Raw genomic sequence first — 22685 nt, forward strand, 5'->3', positions numbered from 1 at the left:
AAAGACTTGAACCTTGCTGAAACGGCTTTTGCTCTGGATAGTTGCCTTTACGCCGACACTGAAAGGAGCCTTCAATGACCAAGTCTGACACGTTAGTTGAACCAAACTCCGTGCATGCCGACGTGTCGAAGGAAATAGAAGAAAACCTGCTTGCTTCGCTCGCCGTTTTGAATTCTCAATCAATGAACTCCACCATCGTACTCACTAAAAGAGCCTCTGGGGGAAAGCTGCTGGCCGGAGTTTCAGGAACAACGTCTTATGGATGGTTCTTGGTGAAACTAATGTGGGTTGACGAGGAACATAGAAGAACTGGTATCGGCACAACGCTAATGCAAGAAGCAGAGCAGCGTGCCAAATCGCTGGGGTGTCATGGCGCATGGTTAGATACGTCAAACCCAAAGGCTCACGAGTTCTATCTTCGTCTCGGGTATTCTGATTTCGGCAAGTTGAGCAACCCACCGGGCAATGAACCATTGGGACACTGTCGTTGGTTCATGAAGAAGGTCCTTCGGCCGGAATAATCTAATTTTGTTCGGGAGTACTCTGGTTTTTTAAAGCGGTCTTTTGAATTCAATCCGGAACAAGGCGCATAGCGCCGCCGGGCAGCGCCCGACCTCCCGCACGGGAGGGCGCTATCGCCAACGTTTCGGCATACGCTACGATCAAAGAATGCGGATAGATAATCCGCCCCACGCCATCAAAGCGCGCCCACCCGAGGTCGGGCGCTGCCCGGCCTGCAAACCCTCATAAAAACCCCTTGCCAACAAGGCCCTCGCGCCATATACCGCGCGAGTTCTCAATAGAACGCTAAGGCGGGGTGATTCCCGCCTTTTCGGGTTCGATGAGGGTTCGCGGTGGTCGCAGATCCTCCTCTCAACTCCAACGCCTAAAAAAGGCTGACGAAATGCAAAGTCAAAACATTCGCATTCGGCTGAAGGCTTTCGATTACCGTGTACTGGACGCCAGCACTCAGGAAATCGTTAACACTGCAAAGCGCACTGGCGCTGATGTGCGTGGCCCGATCCCTCTGCCCAATAAAATCGAGAAATTCACCGTTCTGCGTGGTCCACACGTAGACAAGAAATCTCGTGATCAGTTCGAGATCCGTACGCACAAGCGTCTGCTCGACATCGTGAACCCAACCCCACAGACCGTTGACGCGCTGATGAAGCTCGATCTGGCGGCGGGCGTTGACGTTCAGATCTCTGTTTAAGGGGGCTGAACATGCGTTCCGGAATTATCGCGAAGAAAGTGGGCATGACCCGCTTGTTCATGGAAGACGGCAAGCAGATCCCTGTGACCGTTCTTTCCCTTGATGGTCTGCAAGTTGTAGACCAGCGCACCGCAGACCGCGACGGCTATACCGCTGTTCAGCTCGGCGCCGGTGCAGCCAAAGCCAAGCGTACCTCTAAAGCGATGCGTGGCCATTTTGCGAAAGCAAAAGTCGAGCCTAAGCGCAAAGTTGCAGAGTTCCGCGTGAGCGAAGACAACCTGATCGAAGTCGGCGCAGAAATCTCTGCCGAGCACTTTGTTCTGGGTCAGAAAGTCGACGTTGCGGGCACATCTATCGGTAAAGGTTTTGCCGGTGCGATGAAGCGCCACAACTTCGGTGGTCTGCGCGCGTCTCACGGTGTGTCTATCTCTCACCGTTCGCATGGCTCCACAGGTCAGTGTCAAAACCCAGGCCGCGTTTTCAAAGGTAAGAAAATGGCAGGTCACATGGGTGCGGTTCGCGTCACAACGCAGAACCTTGAGGTTGTCAAAACCGACGCCGACCGTGGTCTTGTGTTCATCAAAGGCGCCGTACCTGGCTCCAAAGGTGGCTGGGTGACCGTTAAGGATGCCGTCAAAAAGAAACTGCCTGAGAACGTGCCGTTCCCAGCCGCAGTGAAATCTGCTGCAACTGAAGCACCTGCTGAAGAAGCACCTGCGGAAGGTGGTGAAGCATGAAACTTGATGTGATCAAACTGGACGGCGGCAAAGCCGGTTCCGTTGAGCTCTCTGAGGACCTGTTCGGTCTGGAGCCTCGCGCGGACATCCTGCACCGTGTGGTCCGTTGGCAGCGTAACAACGCGCAAGCCGGCACCCACAAGGTAAAGACCCGTTCCGAGACCTCTTACTCCACCAAAAAGATCTATCGCCAAAAAGGCACCGGCGGCGCACGCCACGGTGACCGTAACGCGCCGATCTTCCGCGGTGGTGGCATCTACAAAGGTCCTGTTGTCCGTTCCCACGGCCACGACCTGCCGAAGAAGTTCCGCAAGCTGGGCCTCAAGCACGCACTGAGCGCGAAAGCGAAAGCAGGCGAGCTGGTTGTGATCGAAGACGCAGCCGCAGAAGGCAAGACCGCTGCTCTGGCCAAACAGGTGAAGAACCTGGGCTGGAAACGTGCTCTGGTCATCGACGGTGCTGAAGCGAACGCAGAGTTCAAGAAAGCAGCCGCAAACATTGAAGGTCTGGATATCCTGCCAACAATGGGCGCAAACGTTTATGACATCCTCAAGCGTGACACTCTTGTGATCACCAAAGCAGGTGTCGAAGCACTGGAGGCTCGACTGAAATGAGCGCGAAGGCAGAACACTACGACGTGATCCGCAAGCCGGTCATCACTGAAAAAGCGACCATGGCGTCTGAAAACGGCGCGGTTGTTTTCGAAGTGGCGATCGACAGCAACAAACCTCAGATCAAAGAGGCCGTAGAGGCTCTGTTTGGTGTAAAGGTCAAAGCGGTTAACACCACGATCACCAAAGGTAAAACCAAACGCTTCCGTGGCATCCAGGGTAAGCGTAAGGACGTGAAAAAAGCATATGTGACGCTCGAAGAGGGCAACACAATCGACGTGTCCACCGGACTGTAAGTCGTTTTTCACGATTGATTTGGAAAACCCCGGCCTCGGCTGGGGTTTTTCGCATTTGTTGATCCTGATCAGGGACCGCGTCAGCCTTGGCACGTAAACTGACCTCAATGTGAGGAGTTAACGATGCTGAAAATTACCAAACCAAGTGACAATCGCGTGGATCTGGAACTTTCTGGAACGCTGGATGCCGGGAGTATGCGCGACGCCCTTTCTGAGTTGATTGAAAAATCCGAAGGGGTGAGCAGCGGGAAGATGCTCTATAAGATCTCCGGTTTTGCTTTCCCGACCTTGGGGGCGATCGGGGTCGAGATGGGATATGTGCCGAAACTCTTTGGGCTCTTGGGGAAGTTTGACAAATGCGCGGTGATGTCTGACGCCGCCTGGATCCGCACCGCTGCCGAGCTTGAGGGGCGCATGTTTCCAGGCATCGACATAAAGGCCTTTGGGATGGAGGACGGCGATGCGGCAGAAGCGTGGCTGGCGCAAGACCGCGGCCATTCGATGCCGGTTTAGCGGTTTCATTTGACCTAAAGAAGGGCGTCGGATAGCTGCGGTGGTGCTACGTTATAGTTTATCGACCTCTTCTCCTTCACCGGCGTTTTGCATTCGATCTTGCCAAGACGCTGGCCGGGCTGCCGCCTGATGTGGGCAGCACTTTCATAGGAGACGACGGGATGGCCTCTGGCACCGTGAAATGGTTCAACGAAACTAAAGGCTAAGGTTTTATCGCACCTGAGGATGGCGGTAAGGACGTGTTCGTGCACATCCGTGCGCTGGAGCAATCTGGTCTGCGCACGCTGGCGGACAATCAGAAGGTCAGCTACGAGCTGCAATCCGGCCGTGACGGCCGCGAGAGCGCTGTGGATCTGGCGCTGGTTTAAGCTGTGCCGATAGAGAGACTGAGGAACCCCTGCGCGAGCGGGGTTTTTTTAGATTCTAAATTCATTGGAGTGCAATTTTGGCGGAAGAAAAATTCGTCTATACGATTGAAGACTTAGAAAAGGCAAAGTTAGATCTGGATCGATGGCAGCGTCGCTCTGACAATGATCGGTCTAACAATCCGAATAAATATCTGTCAGACATCAGAGAAGCTAGAGATAGAGTACGTTTTATTGAATCTCATCTAAAAGCAATGGGCGTTTTAGAGCGAACTCCGGAAGAGATACTCAAACAAAGTTTGGATAGTGCGTTTCCGAATGCCAAAAGCAAAGAAGTGGTTTCGTTCAACGGGCGTAGATTCCAGAGAATTTTTGAACCTTTGGGTCGAAGTAGATCTGGCAAGGTTTCAAGGTGGGATTCTAAGTGGCTTGAGCTTTAAGGGATAGCGCGGGGTTGATCTGCTGCGCGGAATCAAGGCCGCAGGCCGCCGCGCCAAGCGCCGTCCCGCCCCCATGGGGCGGCGCTTTTGGATACGGTGTGGTGGCTGGATAGGGCTGACGGGTTTGGCGGGGATTAAGAGGTGGATTGAAGCGTTGGAAGCGCCACCCCGCGGACCGGCTTTGCAACGTTGGATTTAAAGGTAATCCCCATTGCCACCACCCCCCATCCCTGCTAAACGCAGCCATCGCTTCCGGCCTCAGATTCGTTCTGGGGCCTGTTGCTTTTTTCTTGGGCACCTTCGGGGGCCTATAATTCTGCCACCTTCGGGGGGCTTACATCGCGGGTTAGGGACCTCATAAGCCCATCTCGCACTGCTAAAACGGAAGACAGTAAACATGGCACTCAAGTCGTATAAACCGACGACGCCGGGCCAGCGTGGGCTGGTTCTGATCGACCGTTCGGAGCTTTGGAAAGGACGTCCTGTCAAATCCCTTACCGAGGGTTTGACCAAGTCGGGCGGCCGGAACAACACCGGACGGATCACTTCTCGTCGTCGTGGCGGTGGCGCAAAGCGTCTGTACCGGATCGTTGATTTCAAACGCAACAAGTTTGATGTCGCGGCAACTGTAGAGCGGATCGAATACGACCCGAACCGGACCGCGTTCATCGCACTAATCAAGTATGAAGATGGCGAGCAAGCCTACATCCTGGCGCCTCAGCGTCTGGCAGTTGGCGATCAGGTCATCGCGTCTGCGAAAGCGGACATCAAGCCGGGCAACGCAATGCCGTTCTCTGGCATGCCTATTGGTACCATCATCCACAACATCGAGCTGAAACCAGGCAAAGGCGGCCAGATCGCCCGTGCAGCTGGTACTTATGCTCAGTTTGTTGGTCGTGACGGTGGCTACGCTCAGATCCGCCTGTCTTCGGGCGAACTGCGCATGGTCCGTCAGGAATGCATGGCCACCATCGGTGCGGTATCCAACCCAGACAACTCTAACCAGAACTACGGTAAAGCTGGTCGTATGCGCCACAAAGGCATCCGCCCGTCCGTCCGTGGTGTTGTTATGAACCCGATCGACCACCCTCACGGTGGTGGTGAAGGTCGTACTTCTGGTGGTCGTCACCCAGTGACACCTTGGGGTAAGCCAACCAAAGGCAAGCGCACCCGCAACAAGAACAAAGCGTCGCAAAAGCTTATTATCCGCTCGCGTCACGCCAAGAAGAAAGGGCGTTAAGATATGTCTCGCTCTGTTTGGAAAGGTCCTTTTGTCGACTCTTATGTCCTCAAAAAGGCAGAAGCGGCTCGCGAAAGCGGTCGCAACGAAGTGATCAAGATCTGGTCCCGTCGTTCCACCATCCTGCCACAATTCGTTGGCCTGACTTTTGGTGTGTACAACGGTCAGAAGCATGTTCCTGTTAACGTCACCGAAGACATGATCGGTCAGAAGTTCGGCGAATACTCTCCGACTCGTACCTATTATGGCCACGCGGCTGACAAAAAAGCGAAACGGAAGTAAGTCATGGGCAAGGCAAAAAACCCCCGCCGCGTGGCAGATAACGAAGCAATGGCAAAACTGCGCATGCTCCGTACTTCCCCGCAGAAACTGAACCTGGTTGCTGGCATGATCCGCGGCAAGAAAGTTGAGAAGGCTCTGACCGACCTGACTTTCTCCAACAAGCGTGTCGCAGCAGACGTGAAGAAATGTCTTCAGTCCGCGATTGCCAATGCTGAAAACAACCACAACCTGGATGTCGACGAGCTGATCGTGGCAGAGGCTTACGTAGGTAAGAACCTGACCATGAAGCGCGGTCGCCCTCGGGCCCGTGGTCGTTTCGGTAAGATCATCAAGCCATTTGCTGAGATCACCATCAAGGTGCGTCAAGTTGAGGAGCAAGCCTAATGGGACATAAGGTAAACCCAATCGGTATGCGTCTTCAGGTCAACCGCACCTGGGACAGCCGCTGGTACGCGGACACGAAGGACTACGGCAACCTGTTGCTCGAAGACCTGAAGATCCGTGAATTCGTAAAGACTGAGTGCAAGCAAGCTGGTGTTGCACGTGTGATCATCGAGCGTCCGCACAAAAAGTGCCGCGTCACGATCCACACCGCACGTCCAGGTGTCATCATCGGTAAGAAAGGTGCAGACATCGAAGTTCTGCGCAAGAAAATCGCATCGATGACCGAGTCTGAACTGCACCTGAACATCGTCGAAGTGCGCAAGCCGGAACTCGACGCGGCTCTGGTTGGCGAGTCCATCGCACAACAGCTGGAACGCCGTGTGTCTTTCCGTCGTGCGATGAAACGCGCGGTTCAGAACGCAATGCGCATGGGCGCACTGGGTATTCGTGTGAATGTTGCGGGCCGTCTTGGCGGCGCGGAAATCGCACGGACCGAGTGGTACCGTGAAGGCCGCGTGCCTTTGCACACCCTGCGTGCAGACATCGACTACGCACATGCTGAAGCGATGACGCCATACGGCATCATCGGGATCAAAACCTGGATCTTCAAAGGTGAGATCATGGAACACGATCCAGCAGCACGTGATCGTCGCGCTCAAGAACTCCAGGACGGCCCAGCACCTCGCGGTGCAGGTGGCGGTCGTCGCTAAGGGAGACTGATCAATGCTTCAACCAAAGCGTACTAAATTCCGCAAGATGCAGAAGGGCCGCATCAAAGGCGAAGCGAAGGGTGGCTCCACTCTGAACTTCGGCTCCTACGGCCTGAAAGCAACCACCCCTGAGCGTGTGACTGCGCGTCAGATCGAGGCAGCCCGCCGCGCGATGACCCGCCACATGAAACGTCAGGGCCGTGTTTGGATCCGCATCTTCCCAGACACTCCTGTGACCTCTAAGCCTGTCGAAGTTCGTATGGGTAAAGGTAAAGGTTCCGTGGATTACTGGGCGTGCAAGGTAAAGCCTGGCCGCGTGATGTTTGAAATCGACGGTGTCAACGACGAGATCGCGCGCGAAGCGCTGCGTCTTGCTGCGATGAAACTGCCGGTGAAAACCCGCGTTGTGGTCCGCGAGGACTGGTAAGGCGTTGGTGGGGTGAAACCCCACCCTACGGTGAGAAGTTGGCCCCCGGCGCGAAAGCGGCGGGGGTTTTCTTTTGGTTTAGACGTTCAGAAAACGAACGCCGTTCTCACGCCCACTTATAATTAAAACTCACCGAGATCCGCTCGTCTTCGGACATATTCGTCGGCACTTCGTGGCGCAGATAGCTTTCCCACAAAAGCACGTCGCCCACCTTCGGCGTTTCATAAATAAACGTCCGAAGATCCCTGCGCGCGTCTTTTCGGCGGGGGGGATGGGCCATCATCATCGCATGGCGGGGGTCTTCGAGTTTCAACGCCGAGGTGCCCTCGGGCATGGTCACATAGGTGGTGCCCGAGATCACCGAATGCGGGTGGATGTGGCTGCCGTGGCTGCCGCCTTCGGGGAGGATGTTGATCCAGAGGTCCTCCAGTTCCAGCGCGCGACCGTCGAGTTCCAACTCAAGGTCTTCGGCAAAGGCTGCGACATGCTGATCCAGCACTTTCACCAGATCCGCAAAGATCGGGAACCGCCAGGGCAGGTCGGTTAGAGACGCATAGGACGTGTAGCCTGGATAGTTATTGGCCTCGCACCAGTCATGGCCCGCGTCGTCGTCTTCGGCGATCACAAGGCAGGATTGCTCAAGCTCCTGCGCGTCGATGGCGGGGGCGTGTTCTGACAAAGCAGCACGGTAGAGGCGGGTCACAAAGAGAGAGTCGATTTGGGCCATGGCCCCTCATAACGTCGCGCGAGTTTTGGGGGAAGGTTTAAAGCTCCTGTAAACGGTGCGCGGTATCAAAGGGTATGATTGCGCGTACATTTTCCTTGTTGATGCCGGTTCTGTTCCCGAGTTGGCGGTTTTTCATGACGGTCGGGCCGTCCCCGCGTGTGGAATATCGTGAGAAGGGTGGGGTATGGCGCGAGAGCCATCCGAAGCCTGCGCATCTGTCGGTGGGGCGGATGGCTGCACGGATGTTTGGCAACCATCAACGCAATACGCAGCTTTATACGGTGGCTTTAGCGGAACGTTTGGTGGCGGCGCCCAGTGATCACAGTCGGGATGAGTTGATGCGTTTGGTTTCCGAGGCGCATCGCGTGCCGGCACAGCTGCAGTTCCGACTGGTCTTTGTGATGCGCGAGGGTGAAGAACTGATCTCCGAGGCGATCTATAAGAGCGAGCTGTTTGCGGCGGAGGATTTCCTATGACGCTCGAGCTGGCCATACGTGTGACCGAAGTGATGCTGGCGTTTGCGATGATCCAGCAGGGGCTCGAGCATCTGCACGACAAGGGCAGGGCGCTCTTTGCTTTGCGCATCGCTTTGTGTCTGTGGGTGCTGAGCGGGGTGACGACGGGCTTTGCGCTGTTGGGGCTGTTTGCGACGTCGCTGGTGCATCTTCATCGGTTTGGTGGGCCTTACAACGGTGGCTCTGACAAGATGACGATCCTGATCGTGACCTGTCTGATGGTCGCGCGGCTTGGGCCGTCGCCTTTGTGGGCAGAGCTTGCGATGGCCTATCTCGCGGTGCAGCTGGTGCTGTCTTATTTCGTGTCGGGCTATGTGAAGATCGTAAAGCATGAATGGCGATCGGGGCAGGCCTTGGTGGATGTTTTTGCCTTCTCGGCCTATCCGGTGTCAGAAAGCCTGAGGGGTTGGGCCACGCGGCCGCGTCTGTTACAGGGCATGAGCTGGGGCGTGATGGGGTTTGAGGTGTTGTTCCCGCTGGCGTTGCTGCATCCATTGGCGCTTTACGCGGGACTCGCGGTTGCCGCCACCTTCCACCTCGCAAATGCCTTTCTTTTCGGGCTAAACCGCTTTTTCTGGATCTGGATCTGCGCCTATCCGAGTTTGATTTGGTTTCAGGGGCGTTTAGAGAGCTTTACCCCTTAAAAACTTGAATAATTCCCTTGCCCTAACCCCTCAAACCCCATAGTAAGCGGCATCTCACGATTCCCGGCGACGGGATTCGTGTGTTTTTTGTTGGTCCACCAGGTCCAAGGGTCACCCTAAACATATTGTTAGGCGCCCTCTGGTGTAAGAGAAGGAAAAGGCGACATGAACGCCAATGAACTGCGTGATAAATCCGCAGACGAGCTTCGCGATGAACTCGTTAAGCTCAAGAAAGAAAGCTTCAACCTGCGCTTTCAGCAAGCAACCGGTCAGTTGGAAAACACTGCGGGCATCAAGGCGGCACGCCGTCAAGCCGCACGAGTAAAAACCATCCTGAACGAAAAAGCCCAAGCGGCTGCAGAATAAGGAGCTTGAGACATGCCTAAGCGTATCCTTCAAGGTGTTGTCACCAGCAACGCAAACGAACAAACCGTAACCGTGTCTGTCGAGCGTCGCTTCACACACCCTGTTCTGAAGAAAACCATTCGTAAGTCCAAAAAATACCGGGCGCACGATGAGAAGAATGCTTTCAACGTAGGTGACAAAGTTCGCATCATCGAATGCGCACCTAAGTCGAAAACAAAACGCTGGGAAGTTCTGGAAGCTTAAATCACAAGCTTCCCGGACGACTTAGCAAAGTCGAAACCCTAGGACCACATGGCACGCATCGCCGGTCCTAAAGGTCGGGAGAAACCACATGATCCAGATGCAAACAAACCTGGATGTTGCTGACAACAGCGGCGCGCGCCGTGTTCAGTGCATTAAGGTGCTGGGTGGCTCCAAGCGTAAATACGCATCGGTTGGCGACATCATCGTCGTCTCCGTTAAGGAAGCCATTCCACGTGGTCGCGTTAAAAAAGGTGACGTCCGCAAGGCCGTCGTCGTGCGCACCGCAAAAGAAGTTCGTCGTGAAGACGGGACCGCGATCCGCTTTGATCGCAACGCAGCTGTTATCCTGAACAACGCAGGCGAACCAGTTGGCACCCGTATCTTTGGCCCAGTTGTTCGTGAACTGCGCGCAAAGAACTTCATGAAAATCATCTCGCTCGCGCCGGAGGTGCTGTAAGATGGCTGCTAAACTGAAAAAAGGCGACAAGGTCGTCGTTCTGGCCGGCAAGGACAAAGGCAAAGAGGGCACAATCTCTTCTGTTGATCCTAAGGCTGGCAAAGCAGTGGTAGACGGCATCAACATGGCGATCCGTCACACCAAACAGACCCAGACCTCGCAAGGTGGTCGCATTCCTCAGGCAATGCCGATCCAGCTGAGTAACCTGGCGTATCTGGACGCAAACGGCAAAGCGACCCGCGTTGGCTTCAAGGTAGAAGGCGACAAAAAGGTTCGTTTCGCGAAAACCACAGGAGACGTGATCGATGGCTGATACCTACACACCACGTCTGAAGTCTCAGTACACAGACTCCATCCGTACCGCTCTGAAAGAAGAGTTCGGTTACAAGAACGACATGCAGATCCCTAAGCTGGACAAAATCGTTCTGAACATCGGTTGTGGTCGTGCGGCTGTTAAAGACTCCAAAAAAGCTAAGTCCGCTCAGGCCGATCTGACTGCAATCGCAGGCCAGAAGGCGATGACCACCGTGGCGAAAAACTCCATCGCTGGCTTCCGTGTTCGTGACGGCATGCCGATGGGTGCCAAGGTGACCCTGCGCGGTGACCGCATGTATGAATTCCTCGATCGTCTGATCACCATCGCGATGCCACGTATTCGTGACTTCCGTGGTGTGAAGCCGTCCTTTGATGGCCGCGGCAACTTTGCCACTGGTCTGAAAGAGCACATCGTATTCCCAGAAATCGATTTCGACAAAGTCGACGAGAACTGGGGCATGGACATCATCATCGCAACCACCGCAAACACCGACGCCGAAGCAAAGAGCCTGTTGAAGCACTTCAACATGCCGTTCAACGCTTAAGCGCGGGAGAGGATATCATGGCTAAAAAATCTATGATCGCACGCGAGAAAAAGCGCGAAGCTTTGGTTGCAAAATATGCTGCCAAACGTGCCGAGCTTAAAGAGATCGCAAACGACGAAAGCCGTCCAATGGAAGAGCGTTTCAAAGCGCGTCTGAAACTGGCGAAACTGCCGCGCAACAGCTCGGCAACCCGTCTTCACAACCGCTGTCAGCTGACCGGTCGTCCTCACGCTTACTACCGTAAGCTCAAGGTCTCCCGTATCGCGCTGCGCGAGCTGGGTTCTGCTGGTCAGATCCCTGGCATGGTTAAATCTAGCTGGTAAGGAGAGAGCATTATGAACGATCCTATCGGTGATATGCTGACCCGTATCCGTAACGGTCAAATGCGCGGCAAGAGCACTGTCTCGACCCCTGCATCTAAACTGCGCGGCTGGGTTCTGGATGTACTGGCCGACGAAGGCTACATCCGCGGCTACGAAGCAACCACTGGTGCCGACGGCCATCCAGCATTGGAAATCAGCCTGAAGTACTTCGAAGGCACTCCTGTTATTCGCGAACTGAAGCGGGTTTCTAAACCTGGTCGTCGCGTTTACATGAGCGTCAATGACATCCCAACCGTCCGTCAGGGCCTGGGTGTGTCGATTGTCTCCACCTCCAAAGGTGTGATGTCTGACGCAAGCGCGCGCTCCAACAATGTTGGCGGCGAAGTGCTTTGCACGGTCTTCTAAGGAGAAGCTGAATGTCTCGTATTGGTAAAAAACCGGTCGAGCTGCCAGCAGGCGTAACTGCCTCTGTCTCCGGCCAGACCATCGAAGTTAAGGGCCCAAAAGCGACCCATAGCTTCACCGCAACCGATGATGTGACCCTCGCAGTTGAGGACAACGCTGTCGCGGTTACGCCGCGCGGCAAGTCCAAGCGTGCACGTCAACAGTGGGGCATGTCCCGCACTATGGTTCAGAACCTCGTCACCGGCGTGACCCAGGGCTTCAAAAAAGAGCTGGAGATCGTAGGTGTTGGTTATCGTGCACAGATGCAGGGCAATACCTTGAAACTGGCACTGGGCCTGTCCCACGACGTCAACTTTGAAGTTCCAGCCGGCGTAACGGTCACCGCACCGAAGCCGACTGAGATCATCATCGAAGGCACCGATCCACAACTCGTTGGCCAAGTCGCGGCAAACATCCGCGAATGGCGTAAGCCAGAGCCTTACAAAGGCAAGGGCATCAAATACAAAGACGAGTATATCTTCCGCAAGGAAGGTAAGAAGAAGTAAGGACCAGACACATGGCAAACAGCAAACGGGAACTGTTCCTCAAGCGCCGCCTGCGCGTCCGGAACAAACTTCGCAAGGTCAACGTTGGCAAGCTGCGCTTGTCCGTGAACCGCTCCAACAAAAACATCAGCGCACAGCTGATCGACGACGTTCAAGGCGTGACTCTGGTCTCTGCTTCCTCTTTGGAAAAAGACATCAGCAACGGCAAGAACAACATCGAGACAGCAACCAAAGTGGGCGCTGCGATCGCAGAACGTGCAGTCAAAGCTGGCTACACCGAGGCGTATTTCGACCGGGGCGGTCGTCTCTTCCACGGCAAAGTGAAGGCTCTGGCCGACGCTGCGCGTGAAGGTGGCCTGAAAGTCTAAGTCAGTGCCGGGCTGAAGCCCGGCCTACAGATCCGTAGGGCGGGCTTCAGCCCGCCTTACATTGCAGACGGCACGGCCGTCTCGATGATCCGGGGCCCCAATTTGGGTCACTTGGGTTGGCAAATCGGCGCTTCGCCGCGCCAGAACACAAAGGAATGCCACATGGCAGAACGTGAAAACCGCCGGGGTCGCGGTCGCAACCGCGAAGAAGAAACCCCAGAATTCGCAGACCGCTTGGTCGCGATCAACCGCGTCAGCAAAACCGTTAAAGGCGGTAAGCGCTTTGGCTTTGCTGCTCTGGTTGTCGTTGGCGACCAAAAAGGCCGCGTAGGTTTCGGTAAAGGTAAAGCGAAAGAAGTACCTGAAGCGATCCGCAAAGCGACCGAGCAAGCGAAACGTCAAATGATCCGCGTCCCTCTGCGTGAAGGCCGTACTCTGCACCACGACATCGAAGGTCGTCACGGCGCAGGCAAAGTCATCATGCGCACAGCACCAGAAGGTACGGGTATCATCGCCGGTGGTCCTATGCGTGCGGTATTTGAGATGCTGGGTGTTAAAGACGTTGTCTCTAAGTCCATCGGGTCTCAGAACCCTTACAACATGATCCGCGCAACCATTAACGGCCTGGGCAAGGAAGCTTCCCCACGTCACGTTGCAGCGCGTCGTGGCAAAAAAGTTGCTGACATCCTGAAAAAGGACGAAGCACCTGCGGAAGCAGAAGCGTAAGGAGCTTGATCAATGGCTAAGACTATCGTTGTAAAACAGATCGGGTCTCCGATCCGTCGTCCAGCAGATCAGCGCGCAACTCTGATCGGCTTGGGCCTGAACAAGATGAACAAAACCCGTGAGCTGGAGGATACTCCTTCGGTACGTGGCATGATCAACAAGATCCCACACATGGTGAAAATCATCGAAGAAAAAGACTAAGTTTCTTTTTCACCTAAAGCTTTGAAAAGCCTCCGATTTCTCGGGGGCTTTTTCTTTTTTTGAAAAAAGTTTGGGGGTGCCGGGAATAAAATCCACCCCCGTTCGTAAGTGAAGTATCCGCTGCATGAACGCAGCCCAGTTTTTTACTTAGGAGCCCAACCCATGAACCGTTTTATGATTATCGCGACTGCCGCTGCTTTGTCCGTCACCGCCTGCACCTCTTATGCCGCGGGCCATGGCCACAAGGACGTGAAACTGTCGGACGCAGGCTATTTCACCGATGGCCACGACATGACGCTCTATACCTTTGACAAGGACGATGCCGGCAAATCCAACTGCAACGCTGGCTGCGCCAAAGCTTGGCCTCCGCTGATCCTCGAAGGCAAAGCTGACGCACTGCCAGAGGGCTTCAGCGTGATTTCCCGCAAAAACGGCGATCAACAGGTAGCTTATAACGACCAACCGCTGTACCTCTGGGTGCAAGACAAGAAGCCTGGTCAAACGACAGGCGACGGCGTCGGAGGCACCTGGCACATCGCAAAGCCTTAATCGGCTTTGCTGGCGGGCGGCTTCCCCGGGCCGCTCGCCGCCCTTTTACGGAGGCCCTTTATGGCCACATTTGATGTGCAGCTTAAGGAGTCGCTCCCGCACCTTTGGAGGTATGGGTTTTCGCTGACCCGTGCGCATCACCAGACAGATGATCTGGTCCAGGACACGGTCGAAAGAGGCATTCTCAAACGCTCCCTCTGGGACGCGCTGCATCCTCTCCGGCCATGGCTCATGAAAATCGAACTCAACATCTTTCGTGACAAATACCGCGCCAAGGCCCGCGCGCAGGAAGTGGCGATGGAGGATGATTTCGACATCGGTGCGGATGATCGCACAATCGAGGCCCGCTCGGAACTGCGTGCTGTGATGAAACGCATGAACGACCTGCCGGACGAGCAACGCCAACCGCTGTTGCTGGTCTCGATTGGCGGTCTCAGCTACGCGCAGGCCGCCGAGGTGCTGGACGTTCCGATTGGGACGATTATGTCTCGGATATCGCGGGCGCGGGCGTTTCTGAACAAAGAAGCGGCCCCTCAGGTGCCCGGCATTCGGAGCGCGACATGACGGACTATCGCAACATAGAAGAGAAGATCAGCGCTTATCTGGACAATCAGATGTCTGAGGCGGATCGCGCAGCGTTTGAAGTCGAGATGGATGGTAACCCAGAGTTGGTTGCCCGCATCGAAAGATGGTCTGCGACCGAACAGCTCTTTGCATCGTCCATCCCAACGCCGTCAGATGCCCATTTGGATGCGCTGCTTTCGGCCAGCACGGCAGCCAATACCAATCGATGGCCCGGCCTGCGGATCGCCGCCATGCTCGTGGTCTTCGCCTTCGGCGGGGTCGGGGGCTATGGCCTCAGCCAATTCACGACAAACCCTCAGACCACCATCATCGTGCAGGCCACAATGGGCGCGACCAACTCTCACCGTGTCTTTGCAGCCGAGAAACGCCACGCGGTCGAAGTGACGGCGGATGAGACAGAACATTTGCAAACCTGGCTTGCCGACCGAATGGGCCGCGAAATGACGGTGCCCAACCTCTCGGCCTTTGGTCTGACTTTCCTCGGCGGACGCATGCTGCCCTTTGATGACCGCGCAGCGGCGCAATACATGTATGAAACCGCGGATGGCAAACGCGTAACCCTTTTCATGACCCGTCTGGATCAGGACGAGAACACCGACGTGCAGGTGCTGGAAGACCAAGGCCTCACGTCCCTAAGGTGGCAAAGCGGCGAATGGGTGTTCATTCTGACTGCACCATTGGAGCAACAGCAATTGGCCCCAATGCAGGTCGAAGTGCGCGATACCCTGCTCTGAAACATAACAACCAAAACAGCTATGCAAATGGCGCATAGCGGCCTGACGCTTTTGGCGATTGTTGGGCTGCGATCTGCGCATTAATTACTGGGGCAAGTGGAGGAGAGATAAACACTGGCCGGGTTCCGGTCACCGTATGAAGGATTAAGTCCATGGCTAACGCTGTATCTGTCGCCCCATCCGCAAACCCAGTTGTCGCCTATGTGCGCTCTGCAATTTCCTCCGTTCAAGAATACCTGGCACGCCGCGCGGAATACAACAAAACCGTCTCCGAGCTGCAGTCCCTGAGCAACCGCGAACTGGCCGATCTGGGCCTGTCCCGCGCGTCCATCTCTAGCATCGCTTACGAGCACGCGTACCTGAAGTAATCAGGCCAACACTCCCCAAATTTTAGTCGCCCTCGCATCGTCGGGGGCGATTTTGTTTTTGAAAGCAGGCTTTCAGCGGGATTGAGTGAGGTTTGTCGACCAACCACCGTAGCCTTGCATTTTCTGCATAGTGCTACAGCGGGAATGTGCGTTGTTTGGGCGCTAACATGGCGCTATCTGGAGCGTGTCAAAAGGACAAACACAAGACTGCCGGAAAATACGTTCCGGTCCGAAATTAAAGGAAAATATCATGGCACAGGCCATCACAAACATCGAAACAGATTTTGGCTTTGCACGTCGCGTGCAGGCTTTCATTGCAACCTATCGCGAAGCACGCCTTGAGCAGCAGAAGTTCAATGAAACTTTCCGCGAGCTCAACGGTCTGAGCGACCGCGAACTGGCCGACATCGGTATCCGTCGGGGCGACATCGAAGACATCGCCCGCGCACATGTTGCAGGCAAGTAAGACCACCACTCACGGTTCAAAGAACGCTCTCAAATCTGAGGGCGTTTTTTTGTGCCTTGGCTTATTCTGAAAGATAGGCCCAGGTCTTTAGGGCGACAGGGGTTGTATCGCAGTTCGCCAGTACAAGATCGCGCGCGACAAACCGTCCCGCCCGCCGGCTTTCAGGAGCGCTTGCCAGGCAAAGATCCGGGGCGGAGGCCAGCCGCAGCTCTGCCGTGTCTGACCAGGTAAACACCTGACCCGCACCGCCTGTGCAACGAGCCAGCGCAAATCCCTTTGAAACATCAAGGCAAAGGTCGTCAAAAGTGGCGGATTTGATTTGCCCCTGATCGTCATGCATGAACTGCACATCCCCGCCGCGAGGTTTGCAGGAATGCAAATGCGCGCGATCAGACAGGCCGCGGCCAACGGTATCCAAGCAATATCCCAGCGCGTCAGGCTCATCCAAATTGTCGGCCAGATATAAAACTGGCGCGGGCGTCTGCAGCGCTGGACTCTCGGCCAAAGCTGCTACCGGCAACATGGCGCATAGGGCGATAGAAACTGCTTTCATGTCGATCTCCTCTGATGGTCAGAGATTAAACGGCGCGCGCGTCAATTTCCGTCGCGCAACCCGTGGCTTATGAACGGTTCCATTAAAGCAGCCCACGCTTGCATTGGTCAAAACGAAGGTCTATACGCCCCCGGTGGCGAGTCTCGTCACAGAATCAACAATCAAGAAAAGCCGTGTTTGGCCCGCTTACGCTTCAGGGGTCAGTTCCGGCAAAGGAGAAGCGATATGAAACTGCACGAGTTGCGTGACAACCCAGGTGCCGCCAAGAAACGTATGCGCGTTGGCCGTGGTCCGGGTTCCGGCAAAGGTAAAATGGGTGGCCGTGGTATCAAAGGCCAAAAATCCCGTTCCGGTGTTGCAATCAACGGTTACGAAGGCGGCCAAATGCCTTTGTACCAACGTCTGCCTAAGCGTGGCTTCAACAAGCCAAACCGCAAGGCATTCGCGGTTGTAAACCTGGGCCTGATCCAGAAATTCATCGACGACAAGAAACTGGACGCAAAAGCGACCATCACCGAGGAAGCTCTGGTTGCTTCCGGTCTGGTTCGCCGCGTGAAAGACGGCATTCGCGTTCTGGCGAAAGGCGAGATTTCCGCGAAAGTGACCATCGAAGTCACCGGCGCATCCAAATCTGCCGTTGAAGCTGTTGAAAAAGCGGGTGGCTCTCTGACAGTCACATCCGCGGCAGCAGCTGAATAAGAGGTTGTGAGCGGGCAATTGACCGCTTACATAGTCCTCTGAGTTTTCTTAGACGCCGCCAGAGCCGAAAGCTCTTGGCGGCGTTCGCATTCAAAGAGAGATCCTAATGGTATCTGCAGCAGAGCAAATGGCGGCGAACACCAGCTGGTCCGCATTGGGCAAAGCGACTGATCTTCGCAACCGCATCTTTTTCACCATCGGGCTGTTGATCGTGTATCGTCTGGGCACCTTTATTCCGGTGCCTGGTATCGACTCGATCGCGCTTCGTGAATTCATGGAACAGGCCGCTGGCGGTATCGGCGGTATCCTGACCATGTTCACCGGCGGCGCCTTGGGCCGGATGGGGATCTTTGCTCTGGGCATTATGCCTTATATTTCGGCCTCGATTATCGTTCAGCTTCTGACCTCGATGGTTCCAGCCCTGGAGCAATTGAAAAAAGAAGGCGAGCAGGGCCGCAAGAAAATCAACCAATACACCCGCTATGGCACGGTGTTCCTGGCGACGTTGCAGTCCTACGGTCTGGCCGTGTCCCTGCAGTCCGGTGAGCTTGTTACCAACCCGGGCGGCTTCTTTATCGTTTCCTGCATGGTCACGCTCGTGGGCGGCACCATGTTCCTGATGTGGCTGGGTGAGCAGATCACTGCGCGCGGCATCGGTAACGGTATCTCTCTGATCATCTTCGTCGGCATTATCGCCGAGATCCCAGCGGCTCTGGCGCAGTTCTTTGCCTCTGGCCGCTCTGGTGCGATCAGCCCTGCTGTGATCGTTGGCGTGATTGTTATGGTCGTCTCCACCATCGCCTTCGTGGTCTTCATGGAGCGCGCGCTGCGCAAGATCCACATCCAATACCCACGCCGTCAGGTCGGGATGAAGATGTATGACGGTGGCTCTTCCCACCTGCCTGTTAAGGTCAACCCATCAGGCGTTATCCCTGCGATCTTCGCGAGCTCTCTGCTCCTGCTGCCGACCACGATCTCGACCTTCTCTGGCAACAACACCGGTGCGATTATGTCGACCATTCTGGCCTATTTTGGTCCCGGTCAGCCGTTGTACCTGTTGTTCTTCGCTGGCATGATCGTCTTCTTCGCGTATTTCTATACCTTCAACGTCTCCTTCAAAGTCGATGACGTTGCAGACAACCTGAAGAACCAAAACGGCTTTATTCCTGGCATTCGTCCAGGCGCGAAAACGGCCGAGTATCTTGAGTATGTTGTGAACCGCGTCTTGGTTCTGGGTGCTGGCTACCTTGCGGCAGTTTGTCTCCTTCCAGAGATTCTCCGTGGCCAACTGGCAATTCCTTTCTATTTTGGCGGCACCTCCGTGCTGATCGTTGTCTCGGTCACCATGGACACCATTCAACAGGTCCAAAGCCACTTGCTGGCGCATCAATATGAAGGCCTGATCGAGAAATCACAGCTGCGCGGAAAAGGGAAACGACGCGGCAAAAAGGGAGCTGCTCGTCGATGAACATTATTCTGCTTGGCCCACCGGGCGCAGGTAAAGGGACCCAAGCGGGTCATCTGGTTGAAACCCGCGATATGATCCAACTGTCCACTGGCGACATGCTGCGTGCCGCCAAGACGTCTGGAACTGAAATGGGCAAGCGCGTGGCCGAGGTCATGGACCGCGGCGAGCTGGTCACCGACGAGATCGTCATCGGCCTGATCCGCGAAAAGCTGGAAGGCGACAAGAAGGGCGGCTTCATCTTTGACGGCTTCCCTCGGACGCTCGCGCAAGCCGATGCGCTTGAGGCGCTGCTGAATGAGTTTGGCGAAAAGCTGGATGCGGTGATCGAGATGCAGGTTGAGGATGATGTCCTTGTTGACCGCATCGTAGGTCGCGCACGTGACGCAGTTGCGGCTGGTGGCACAGCGCGGGCGGATGACAATGAGGAAAGCCTCAAGATCCGTCTGATGGAATATTACAAAAAGACCAGCCCGCTGATTGGCTACTACCACGCCAAGGGCGATCTGCAGTCCATCGACGGGCTTGCATCAATCGAAGAGGTTCAGGGCTCAATCGCCAAGATCCTCGGCTAGATCTAGCCAAAGAGTATACGAAAAGCCCTCGGATTTCCGGGGGCTTTTTCTTTTTTCGAACTTTCTCAAAAAAGTTTTGAATAGTTTTCCGACCCGGCGCGTTGACCTCTCAGAACGGAATACGACGGAATACAAATCCTTGGGAGGAAAGACTATGAAAAAACTGATGACAGCAGCCGTAGCAGCTATGGTTCTGGCAGCACCGGCCTTTGCTGGGGGGCACGCGGCCTGGAAATCTGTCGGCGACGAAAGCCTGATCGCTTTTGGCTCTGTGAAAAAAGATGTGGTCGGCGAAGTTCACACCTTTAGCGAAGTTGCGGGCACCGTCAGCGACAGCGGCGACGTTGCGATCACCATTCACCTGGGCTCTGTTGAAACCAATATCGACATCCGCAACGAGCGTATGATCGAACATGTCTTCAAGGGTATGGACGCTGTTGCCGAACTGAATGGCTCTGTCGATATGGACGACGTGAGCGAGCTTGCTGTGGGCGCGACCACTGTCACAGATTTCGAAGGCACGCTCAGCCTTGCAGGTGTCACCTCGGACATCGAAACCGAGCTTTTTGTTGCGCGTCTTTCTGAGGACCGCGTTCTGGTCACAACCTCTGACATCATCATGCTGTCCACCGCCGATATCGGCGTGAATGCAGGCGTGGACAAGCTGATGGAGCTGGCCAAGCTCCCAGGCATCACACGTGTCAGCCCAGCGACCGTTCGCATGGTCTTTGAAAAGTAATCCCACCGTCCCGGGGTGTCGCGTCCCCATGAGGCACCCCGGGGCAAATTGGAGTATGACGATGAAGAAAATTGCACTTATGGCAGCGGCACTGGCCGCTCTGTCGACAGCGGCCATGGCAGAAGGCGATATCAAGGCCGGCAAGAAGGTTTTTAAGAAATGCAAAGCCTGCCACAGCCTGAAACCTGCGGACAACAAAGTTGGACCAACGCTGTTCAACATCATTGATGCAGCCTCTGGCGCGAACCCGGATTTTCGCTACTCCAAGGCGATGGCCGAGGCGGGTTTGACCTGGGACGTAGAAACCCTGTCGGCGTTTCTGACCAAGCCCAAGGATGTTGTGCCTCGAACCTCGATGGCGTTTTCAGGTCTGAAAAAGCCCGAGCAAGTTGACGACTTGATCGCCTATTTGCAGAGTGAAATGGAAGCCGAGTAGTCCAAGAAAGCCTCTTACTGCGAAATGCTAAGATCTTTGCGTCGCCAGAACCCTCACAAGGAGGTTCAAGCTGGATTGCCCGAGGTCTTCCCCCGTATCTGGCGCTATGCGTTTTCCCTCACGGGATCCAGAGACGGCGCGGATGACCTCGCCCAGGCAGCCTGTCTGCGCGCGATTGAAAAGGCCAGCCAGTTTAAGGTGGGCTCGCATTTGGACCGTTGGATGTTTCGGATTACGCATAATCTTTGGATCAGTGAATTGCGCAAAGACAGGGTTCGCAAAGGAGGGGGGCTGCCGGTGATCGACGTATCCGAGATTCCCGATCCGGCGCAAAACCCGGAACGTGCATATGATCGCAAAGAGGTACTGAAATCTGTGCTAGACTTGCCAGAGGCCCAGCGGGCCACGGTATTTCTGGTCTATGTCGAAGGCTACTCTTACAAGGCTGCGGCAGAAATACTAAATATACCCTTGGCAACGGTGATGAGCCGCCTTGCCACCGCACGCGCAAATTTGGGACGCAAGTTTCGCGACCACGAAGGATTGAGCAATGCAAGATAGACATTTCTCGGACGAAGAACTCGTCGCCTTTCTGGACGGCGAAGAGGATTACGCGCCCGTCGATGCGATCCGCGAAGCTTTGCGGACGGATAGCGCCTTGGCTGCACGTCTGGATGCGCTCAAACTGGATATGGACGCACTGGCGGACAGTTTTGATCTGTTGCAGGCGCCGGAGTTAGAACTAGAGGCGATGACTCCCGCCGCTCCCCGCCGTGCTTGGGGGGCGCTTGCTGTCGCGGCCAGCCTTGCACTGGCGATTGGGTTTGGCGCTGGGTCGTGGAATGCGTCCAAGCCTCTAGAGGGCTGGGTGGCCTATGTGGCGGCCTATCAGGCGCTTTATACCCATGCCACGCTGGATCACATCGCGCAGACACCAGAACAGCATGCCGCCGAACTGGATCGCGTGTCCTCAGTGATCGGCAAGGATTTTGCGCTCGAGCAACTGACGGCCTTCCCTGAAGTGGACTACAAACGCGCGCAGGTGCTGGCCTTCGAGGGGCGCCCTTTGGTGCAATTGGCCTTCGCCAGCAAAACCGGGGTTCCGATTGCGTTGTGCATCATTCGGTCGGACGACCCCGAGATGGCTGCAGGATTGGTCGAAACAATGCGCCTTGAGGGCCTCAGCTCTGCCGTCTGGAGTCACGGTGACTATGAATACCTTCTGATCGGCGGCACCGAAGACGGATTGATCAAACGCATGGGGCAGGCCTTTCAATCCATGGAGATCTGACCTATCTGACGACAGAGCTTTGGTGAATTTTGCCGAGCGCAAGGAATAGGTTGATAAACGGTTGACCCAGCCTTGTTTCCCCCTTAAAGCAACCCATCTCCTTCGGAGAATCAAATTCGGCAACGTGGGTCGCTCCCACCGCGCAGAGCACCTCGATCAGCTATAGCCCGACGGTATAAACGCCTCGGGCTTATGTTGTGAAAAAAGGTTCTGGAGCTACGGAACCGCAACGAAAAGGAAAGACATACGTGGCACGTATTTCTGGCGTGAACATCCCGACGCATAAGCGCGTCCCGATCGCCCTCACTTATATCACCGGCATTGGCCATACTTCCGCGAAAGCGATCTGCGAAGCAGTCAACATCGACGAAACCCGTCGTGTGAACGAACTGTCTGACGCAGAGGTTCTGGCCATCCGCGAGCACATCGACGCAAACTACACCGTAGAAGGTGACCTGCGCCGCGAAGTGCAAATGAACATCAAACGCTTGATGGACCTGGGCTGCTACCGCGGTCTGCGTCACCGTCGTAACCTGCCGGTTCGCGGTCAGCGTACCCACACCAACGCTCGTACTCGCAAAGGCCCTGCAAAGGCCATTGCTGGTAAGAAGAAATAAGGGAGGGTCT

41 protein-coding genes are annotated in these 22685 nt (G+C 55.4%); 39 read left to right on the forward strand and 2 right to left on the reverse strand.

Annotation, left to right across the window (positions count from 1 at the left end):
* Positions 1–74 precede the first annotated feature (74 nt).
* The 13 genes from HZ995_RS09265 to rplP all read left to right on the forward strand — a co-directional run bounded on the left by HZ995_RS09265 (position 75) and on the right by rplP (position 7218).
* Complete coding sequence (locus HZ995_RS09265) at positions 75–521, forward strand: GNAT family N-acetyltransferase (RefSeq protein WP_209355387.1); 447 nt, start codon at positions 75–77, stop codon at positions 519–521.
* Positions 522–904: 383 nt separating this feature from the next.
* The gene (gene rpsJ, locus HZ995_RS09270; protein WP_209355388.1) at positions 905–1213 is read left to right on the forward strand and encodes a 30S ribosomal protein S10; all 309 of its coding nucleotides are present in this window, start codon (positions 905–907) and stop codon (positions 1211–1213) included.
* Between the two features lie 11 nt (positions 1214–1224).
* The gene (rplC, locus tag HZ995_RS09275) at positions 1225–1950 is read left to right on the forward strand and encodes a 50S ribosomal protein L3 (RefSeq protein ID WP_209355389.1); all 726 of its coding nucleotides are present in this window, start codon (positions 1225–1227) and stop codon (positions 1948–1950) included.
* A complete protein-coding gene (rplD, locus tag HZ995_RS09280; RefSeq protein WP_209355390.1) occupies positions 1947–2564 on the forward strand; it encodes a 50S ribosomal protein L4 in 618 nt (205 codons plus the stop codon). The genes rplC and rplD overlap by 4 nt, the downstream gene beginning before the upstream one ends.
* Positions 2561–2857 (forward strand): 50S ribosomal protein L23, encoded by a 297-nt coding sequence (locus tag HZ995_RS09285; protein ID WP_209355391.1) that lies wholly within the window; start codon positions 2561–2563, stop codon positions 2855–2857. The genes rplD and HZ995_RS09285 overlap by 4 nt, the downstream gene beginning before the upstream one ends.
* Before the next feature lie 123 nt (positions 2858–2980).
* Positions 2981–3370: an STAS/SEC14 domain-containing protein gene (locus HZ995_RS09290; protein WP_209355392.1), complete on the forward strand. Its 390-nt coding sequence runs from the start codon at positions 2981–2983 to the stop codon at positions 3368–3370.
* A gap of 212 nt (positions 3371–3582) precedes the next feature.
* Entirely contained in the window at positions 3583–3738 is a 156-nt protein-coding gene (locus tag HZ995_RS09295) for a cold-shock protein (RefSeq protein WP_245168804.1), read from the forward strand.
* A 77-nt stretch (positions 3739–3815) separates the two neighbouring features.
* Positions 3816–4175, forward strand: a complete 360-nt coding sequence (locus tag HZ995_RS09300) for a hypothetical protein (protein ID WP_209355393.1) — start codon at positions 3816–3818, stop codon at positions 4173–4175.
* A gap of 397 nt (positions 4176–4572) precedes the next feature.
* The gene (gene rplB, locus HZ995_RS09305) at positions 4573–5415 is read left to right on the forward strand and encodes a 50S ribosomal protein L2 (RefSeq protein WP_209355394.1); all 843 of its coding nucleotides are present in this window, start codon (positions 4573–4575) and stop codon (positions 5413–5415) included.
* A 3-nt stretch (positions 5416–5418) separates the two neighbouring features.
* On the forward strand, positions 5419–5697 hold the full coding sequence (rpsS, locus tag HZ995_RS09310; protein WP_072791845.1) for a 30S ribosomal protein S19: 279 nt from the start codon (positions 5419–5421) through the stop codon (positions 5695–5697).
* A gap of 3 nt (positions 5698–5700) precedes the next feature.
* Entirely contained in the window at positions 5701–6081 is a 381-nt protein-coding gene (gene rplV / locus HZ995_RS09315) for a 50S ribosomal protein L22 (RefSeq protein WP_209355395.1), read from the forward strand.
* A complete protein-coding gene (gene rpsC, locus HZ995_RS09320; protein ID WP_209355396.1) occupies positions 6081–6791 on the forward strand; it encodes a 30S ribosomal protein S3 in 711 nt (236 codons plus the stop codon). Before rplV ends, rpsC begins: the two co-directional genes overlap by 1 nt.
* Before the next feature lie 13 nt (positions 6792–6804).
* Positions 6805–7218 (forward strand): 50S ribosomal protein L16, encoded by a 414-nt coding sequence (gene rplP, locus HZ995_RS09325; protein ID WP_209355397.1) that lies wholly within the window; start codon positions 6805–6807, stop codon positions 7216–7218.
* A gap of 106 nt (positions 7219–7324) precedes the next feature.
* Here the strand turns inward: rplP and HZ995_RS09330 are convergent, their stop codons facing one another.
* A complete protein-coding gene (locus HZ995_RS09330) occupies positions 7325–7945 on the reverse strand; it encodes a TIGR02466 family protein (RefSeq protein ID WP_209355398.1) in 621 nt (206 codons plus the stop codon).
* 134 nt (positions 7946–8079) lie between these two features.
* Here HZ995_RS09330 and HZ995_RS09335 point away from each other — a divergent pair, with 134 nt between their 5' ends.
* From HZ995_RS09335 to HZ995_RS09420, 18 genes are all read left to right on the forward strand, one after another.
* The gene (locus HZ995_RS09335; protein WP_209355399.1) at positions 8080–8421 is read left to right on the forward strand and encodes a hypothetical protein; all 342 of its coding nucleotides are present in this window, start codon (positions 8080–8082) and stop codon (positions 8419–8421) included.
* The gene (locus HZ995_RS09340) at positions 8418–9104 is read left to right on the forward strand and encodes an HTTM domain-containing protein (RefSeq protein WP_209355400.1); all 687 of its coding nucleotides are present in this window, start codon (positions 8418–8420) and stop codon (positions 9102–9104) included. The genes HZ995_RS09335 and HZ995_RS09340 overlap by 4 nt, the downstream gene beginning before the upstream one ends.
* A gap of 165 nt (positions 9105–9269) precedes the next feature.
* Positions 9270–9470 carry a 50S ribosomal protein L29 gene (rpmC, locus tag HZ995_RS09345; protein WP_209355401.1) on the forward strand — a complete coding sequence of 67 codons (201 nt, stop codon included), beginning with the start codon at positions 9270–9272 and terminating at the stop codon, positions 9468–9470.
* A 12-nt stretch (positions 9471–9482) separates the two neighbouring features.
* Positions 9483–9713, forward strand: a complete 231-nt coding sequence (gene rpsQ / locus HZ995_RS09350) for a 30S ribosomal protein S17 (RefSeq protein WP_209355402.1) — start codon at positions 9483–9485, stop codon at positions 9711–9713.
* An 88-nt stretch (positions 9714–9801) separates the two neighbouring features.
* Positions 9802–10170, forward strand: coding sequence for a 50S ribosomal protein L14 (rplN, locus tag HZ995_RS09355; RefSeq protein WP_007427594.1), 369 nt, complete (start codon positions 9802–9804; stop codon positions 10168–10170).
* A 1-nt stretch (position 10171) separates the two neighbouring features.
* On the forward strand, positions 10172–10483 hold the full coding sequence (rplX, locus tag HZ995_RS09360; RefSeq protein WP_209355403.1) for a 50S ribosomal protein L24: 312 nt from the start codon (positions 10172–10174) through the stop codon (positions 10481–10483).
* Positions 10476–11030: a 50S ribosomal protein L5 gene (rplE, locus tag HZ995_RS09365; protein ID WP_209355404.1), complete on the forward strand. Its 555-nt coding sequence runs from the start codon at positions 10476–10478 to the stop codon at positions 11028–11030. The genes rplX and rplE overlap by 8 nt, the downstream gene beginning before the upstream one ends.
* 17 nt (positions 11031–11047) lie before the next feature.
* Positions 11048–11353: a 30S ribosomal protein S14 gene (gene rpsN / locus HZ995_RS09370; protein WP_209355405.1), complete on the forward strand. Its 306-nt coding sequence runs from the start codon at positions 11048–11050 to the stop codon at positions 11351–11353.
* 12 nt (positions 11354–11365) lie between these two features.
* Positions 11366–11758 carry a 30S ribosomal protein S8 gene (gene rpsH, locus HZ995_RS09375; protein WP_209355406.1) on the forward strand — a complete coding sequence of 131 codons (393 nt, stop codon included), beginning with the start codon at positions 11366–11368 and terminating at the stop codon, positions 11756–11758.
* Positions 11759–11769: 11 nt separating this feature from the next.
* Complete coding sequence (rplF, locus tag HZ995_RS09380; RefSeq protein ID WP_209355407.1) at positions 11770–12303, forward strand: 50S ribosomal protein L6; 534 nt, start codon at positions 11770–11772, stop codon at positions 12301–12303.
* 11 nt (positions 12304–12314) lie between these two features.
* The gene (gene rplR / locus HZ995_RS09385; RefSeq protein ID WP_209355408.1) at positions 12315–12671 is read left to right on the forward strand and encodes a 50S ribosomal protein L18; all 357 of its coding nucleotides are present in this window, start codon (positions 12315–12317) and stop codon (positions 12669–12671) included.
* 162 nt (positions 12672–12833) lie between these two features.
* Complete coding sequence (rpsE, locus tag HZ995_RS09390) at positions 12834–13397, forward strand: 30S ribosomal protein S5 (RefSeq protein WP_209355409.1); 564 nt, start codon at positions 12834–12836, stop codon at positions 13395–13397.
* Between the two features lie 12 nt (positions 13398–13409).
* A complete protein-coding gene (rpmD, locus tag HZ995_RS09395; RefSeq protein WP_058313877.1) occupies positions 13410–13598 on the forward strand; it encodes a 50S ribosomal protein L30 in 189 nt (62 codons plus the stop codon).
* 162 nt (positions 13599–13760) lie between these two features.
* The gene (locus tag HZ995_RS09400; protein WP_245168632.1) at positions 13761–14147 is read left to right on the forward strand and encodes a COG4315 family predicted lipoprotein; all 387 of its coding nucleotides are present in this window, start codon (positions 13761–13763) and stop codon (positions 14145–14147) included.
* A 60-nt stretch (positions 14148–14207) separates the two neighbouring features.
* A complete protein-coding gene (locus HZ995_RS09405) occupies positions 14208–14711 on the forward strand; it encodes an RNA polymerase sigma factor (RefSeq protein WP_209355410.1) in 504 nt (167 codons plus the stop codon).
* On the forward strand, positions 14708–15466 hold the full coding sequence (locus HZ995_RS09410) for an anti-sigma factor family protein (RefSeq protein WP_209355411.1): 759 nt from the start codon (positions 14708–14710) through the stop codon (positions 15464–15466). The genes HZ995_RS09405 and HZ995_RS09410 overlap by 4 nt, the downstream gene beginning before the upstream one ends.
* A 152-nt stretch (positions 15467–15618) precedes the next feature.
* Positions 15619–15834, forward strand: a complete 216-nt coding sequence (locus HZ995_RS09415; RefSeq protein ID WP_209355412.1) for a DUF1127 domain-containing protein — start codon at positions 15619–15621, stop codon at positions 15832–15834.
* Positions 15835–16084: 250 nt separating this feature from the next.
* Positions 16085–16300, forward strand: a complete 216-nt coding sequence (locus HZ995_RS09420) for a DUF1127 domain-containing protein (protein ID WP_209355413.1) — start codon at positions 16085–16087, stop codon at positions 16298–16300.
* 61 nt (positions 16301–16361) lie between these two features.
* Here the strand turns inward: HZ995_RS09420 and HZ995_RS09425 are convergent, their stop codons facing one another.
* On the reverse strand, positions 16362–16853 hold the full coding sequence (locus tag HZ995_RS09425) for an RICIN domain-containing protein (RefSeq protein WP_209355414.1): 492 nt from the start codon (positions 16851–16853) through the stop codon (positions 16362–16364).
* Positions 16854–17078: 225 nt separating this feature from the next.
* Here HZ995_RS09425 and rplO point away from each other — a divergent pair, with 225 nt between their 5' ends.
* The 8 genes from rplO (at position 17079) to rpsM (ending at position 22675) form a co-directional block, all read left to right on the forward strand.
* Positions 17079–17552, forward strand: a complete 474-nt coding sequence (gene rplO / locus HZ995_RS09430) for a 50S ribosomal protein L15 (RefSeq protein WP_209355415.1) — start codon at positions 17079–17081, stop codon at positions 17550–17552.
* 106 nt (positions 17553–17658) lie between these two features.
* A complete protein-coding gene (gene secY / locus HZ995_RS09435) occupies positions 17659–19020 on the forward strand; it encodes a preprotein translocase subunit SecY (RefSeq protein ID WP_209355416.1) in 1362 nt (453 codons plus the stop codon).
* Positions 19017–19592, forward strand: coding sequence for an adenylate kinase (locus HZ995_RS09440; RefSeq protein ID WP_209355417.1), 576 nt, complete (start codon positions 19017–19019; stop codon positions 19590–19592). The genes secY and HZ995_RS09440 overlap by 4 nt, the downstream gene beginning before the upstream one ends.
* 154 nt (positions 19593–19746) lie before the next feature.
* Entirely contained in the window at positions 19747–20331 is a 585-nt protein-coding gene (locus HZ995_RS09445) for a YceI family protein (RefSeq protein ID WP_209355418.1), read from the forward strand.
* A 61-nt stretch (positions 20332–20392) separates the two neighbouring features.
* The gene (locus HZ995_RS09450; RefSeq protein WP_245168633.1) at positions 20393–20767 is read left to right on the forward strand and encodes a c-type cytochrome; all 375 of its coding nucleotides are present in this window, start codon (positions 20393–20395) and stop codon (positions 20765–20767) included.
* A 75-nt stretch (positions 20768–20842) separates the two neighbouring features.
* On the forward strand, positions 20843–21328 hold the full coding sequence (locus HZ995_RS09455) for an RNA polymerase sigma factor (RefSeq protein WP_245168634.1): 486 nt from the start codon (positions 20843–20845) through the stop codon (positions 21326–21328).
* Positions 21318–22058: a hypothetical protein gene (locus HZ995_RS09460; protein WP_209355421.1), complete on the forward strand. Its 741-nt coding sequence runs from the start codon at positions 21318–21320 to the stop codon at positions 22056–22058. The genes HZ995_RS09455 and HZ995_RS09460 overlap by 11 nt, the downstream gene beginning before the upstream one ends.
* 248 nt (positions 22059–22306) lie before the next feature.
* Positions 22307–22675, forward strand: coding sequence for a 30S ribosomal protein S13 (rpsM, locus tag HZ995_RS09465; RefSeq protein ID WP_209355422.1), 369 nt, complete (start codon positions 22307–22309; stop codon positions 22673–22675).
* The last annotated feature ends 10 nt before the right edge of the window (positions 22676–22685 follow it).

This window comes from Cognatishimia activa (assembly GCF_017798205.1).
Taxonomy (GTDB): domain Bacteria; phylum Pseudomonadota; class Alphaproteobacteria; order Rhodobacterales; family Rhodobacteraceae; genus Cognatishimia; species Cognatishimia activa_A.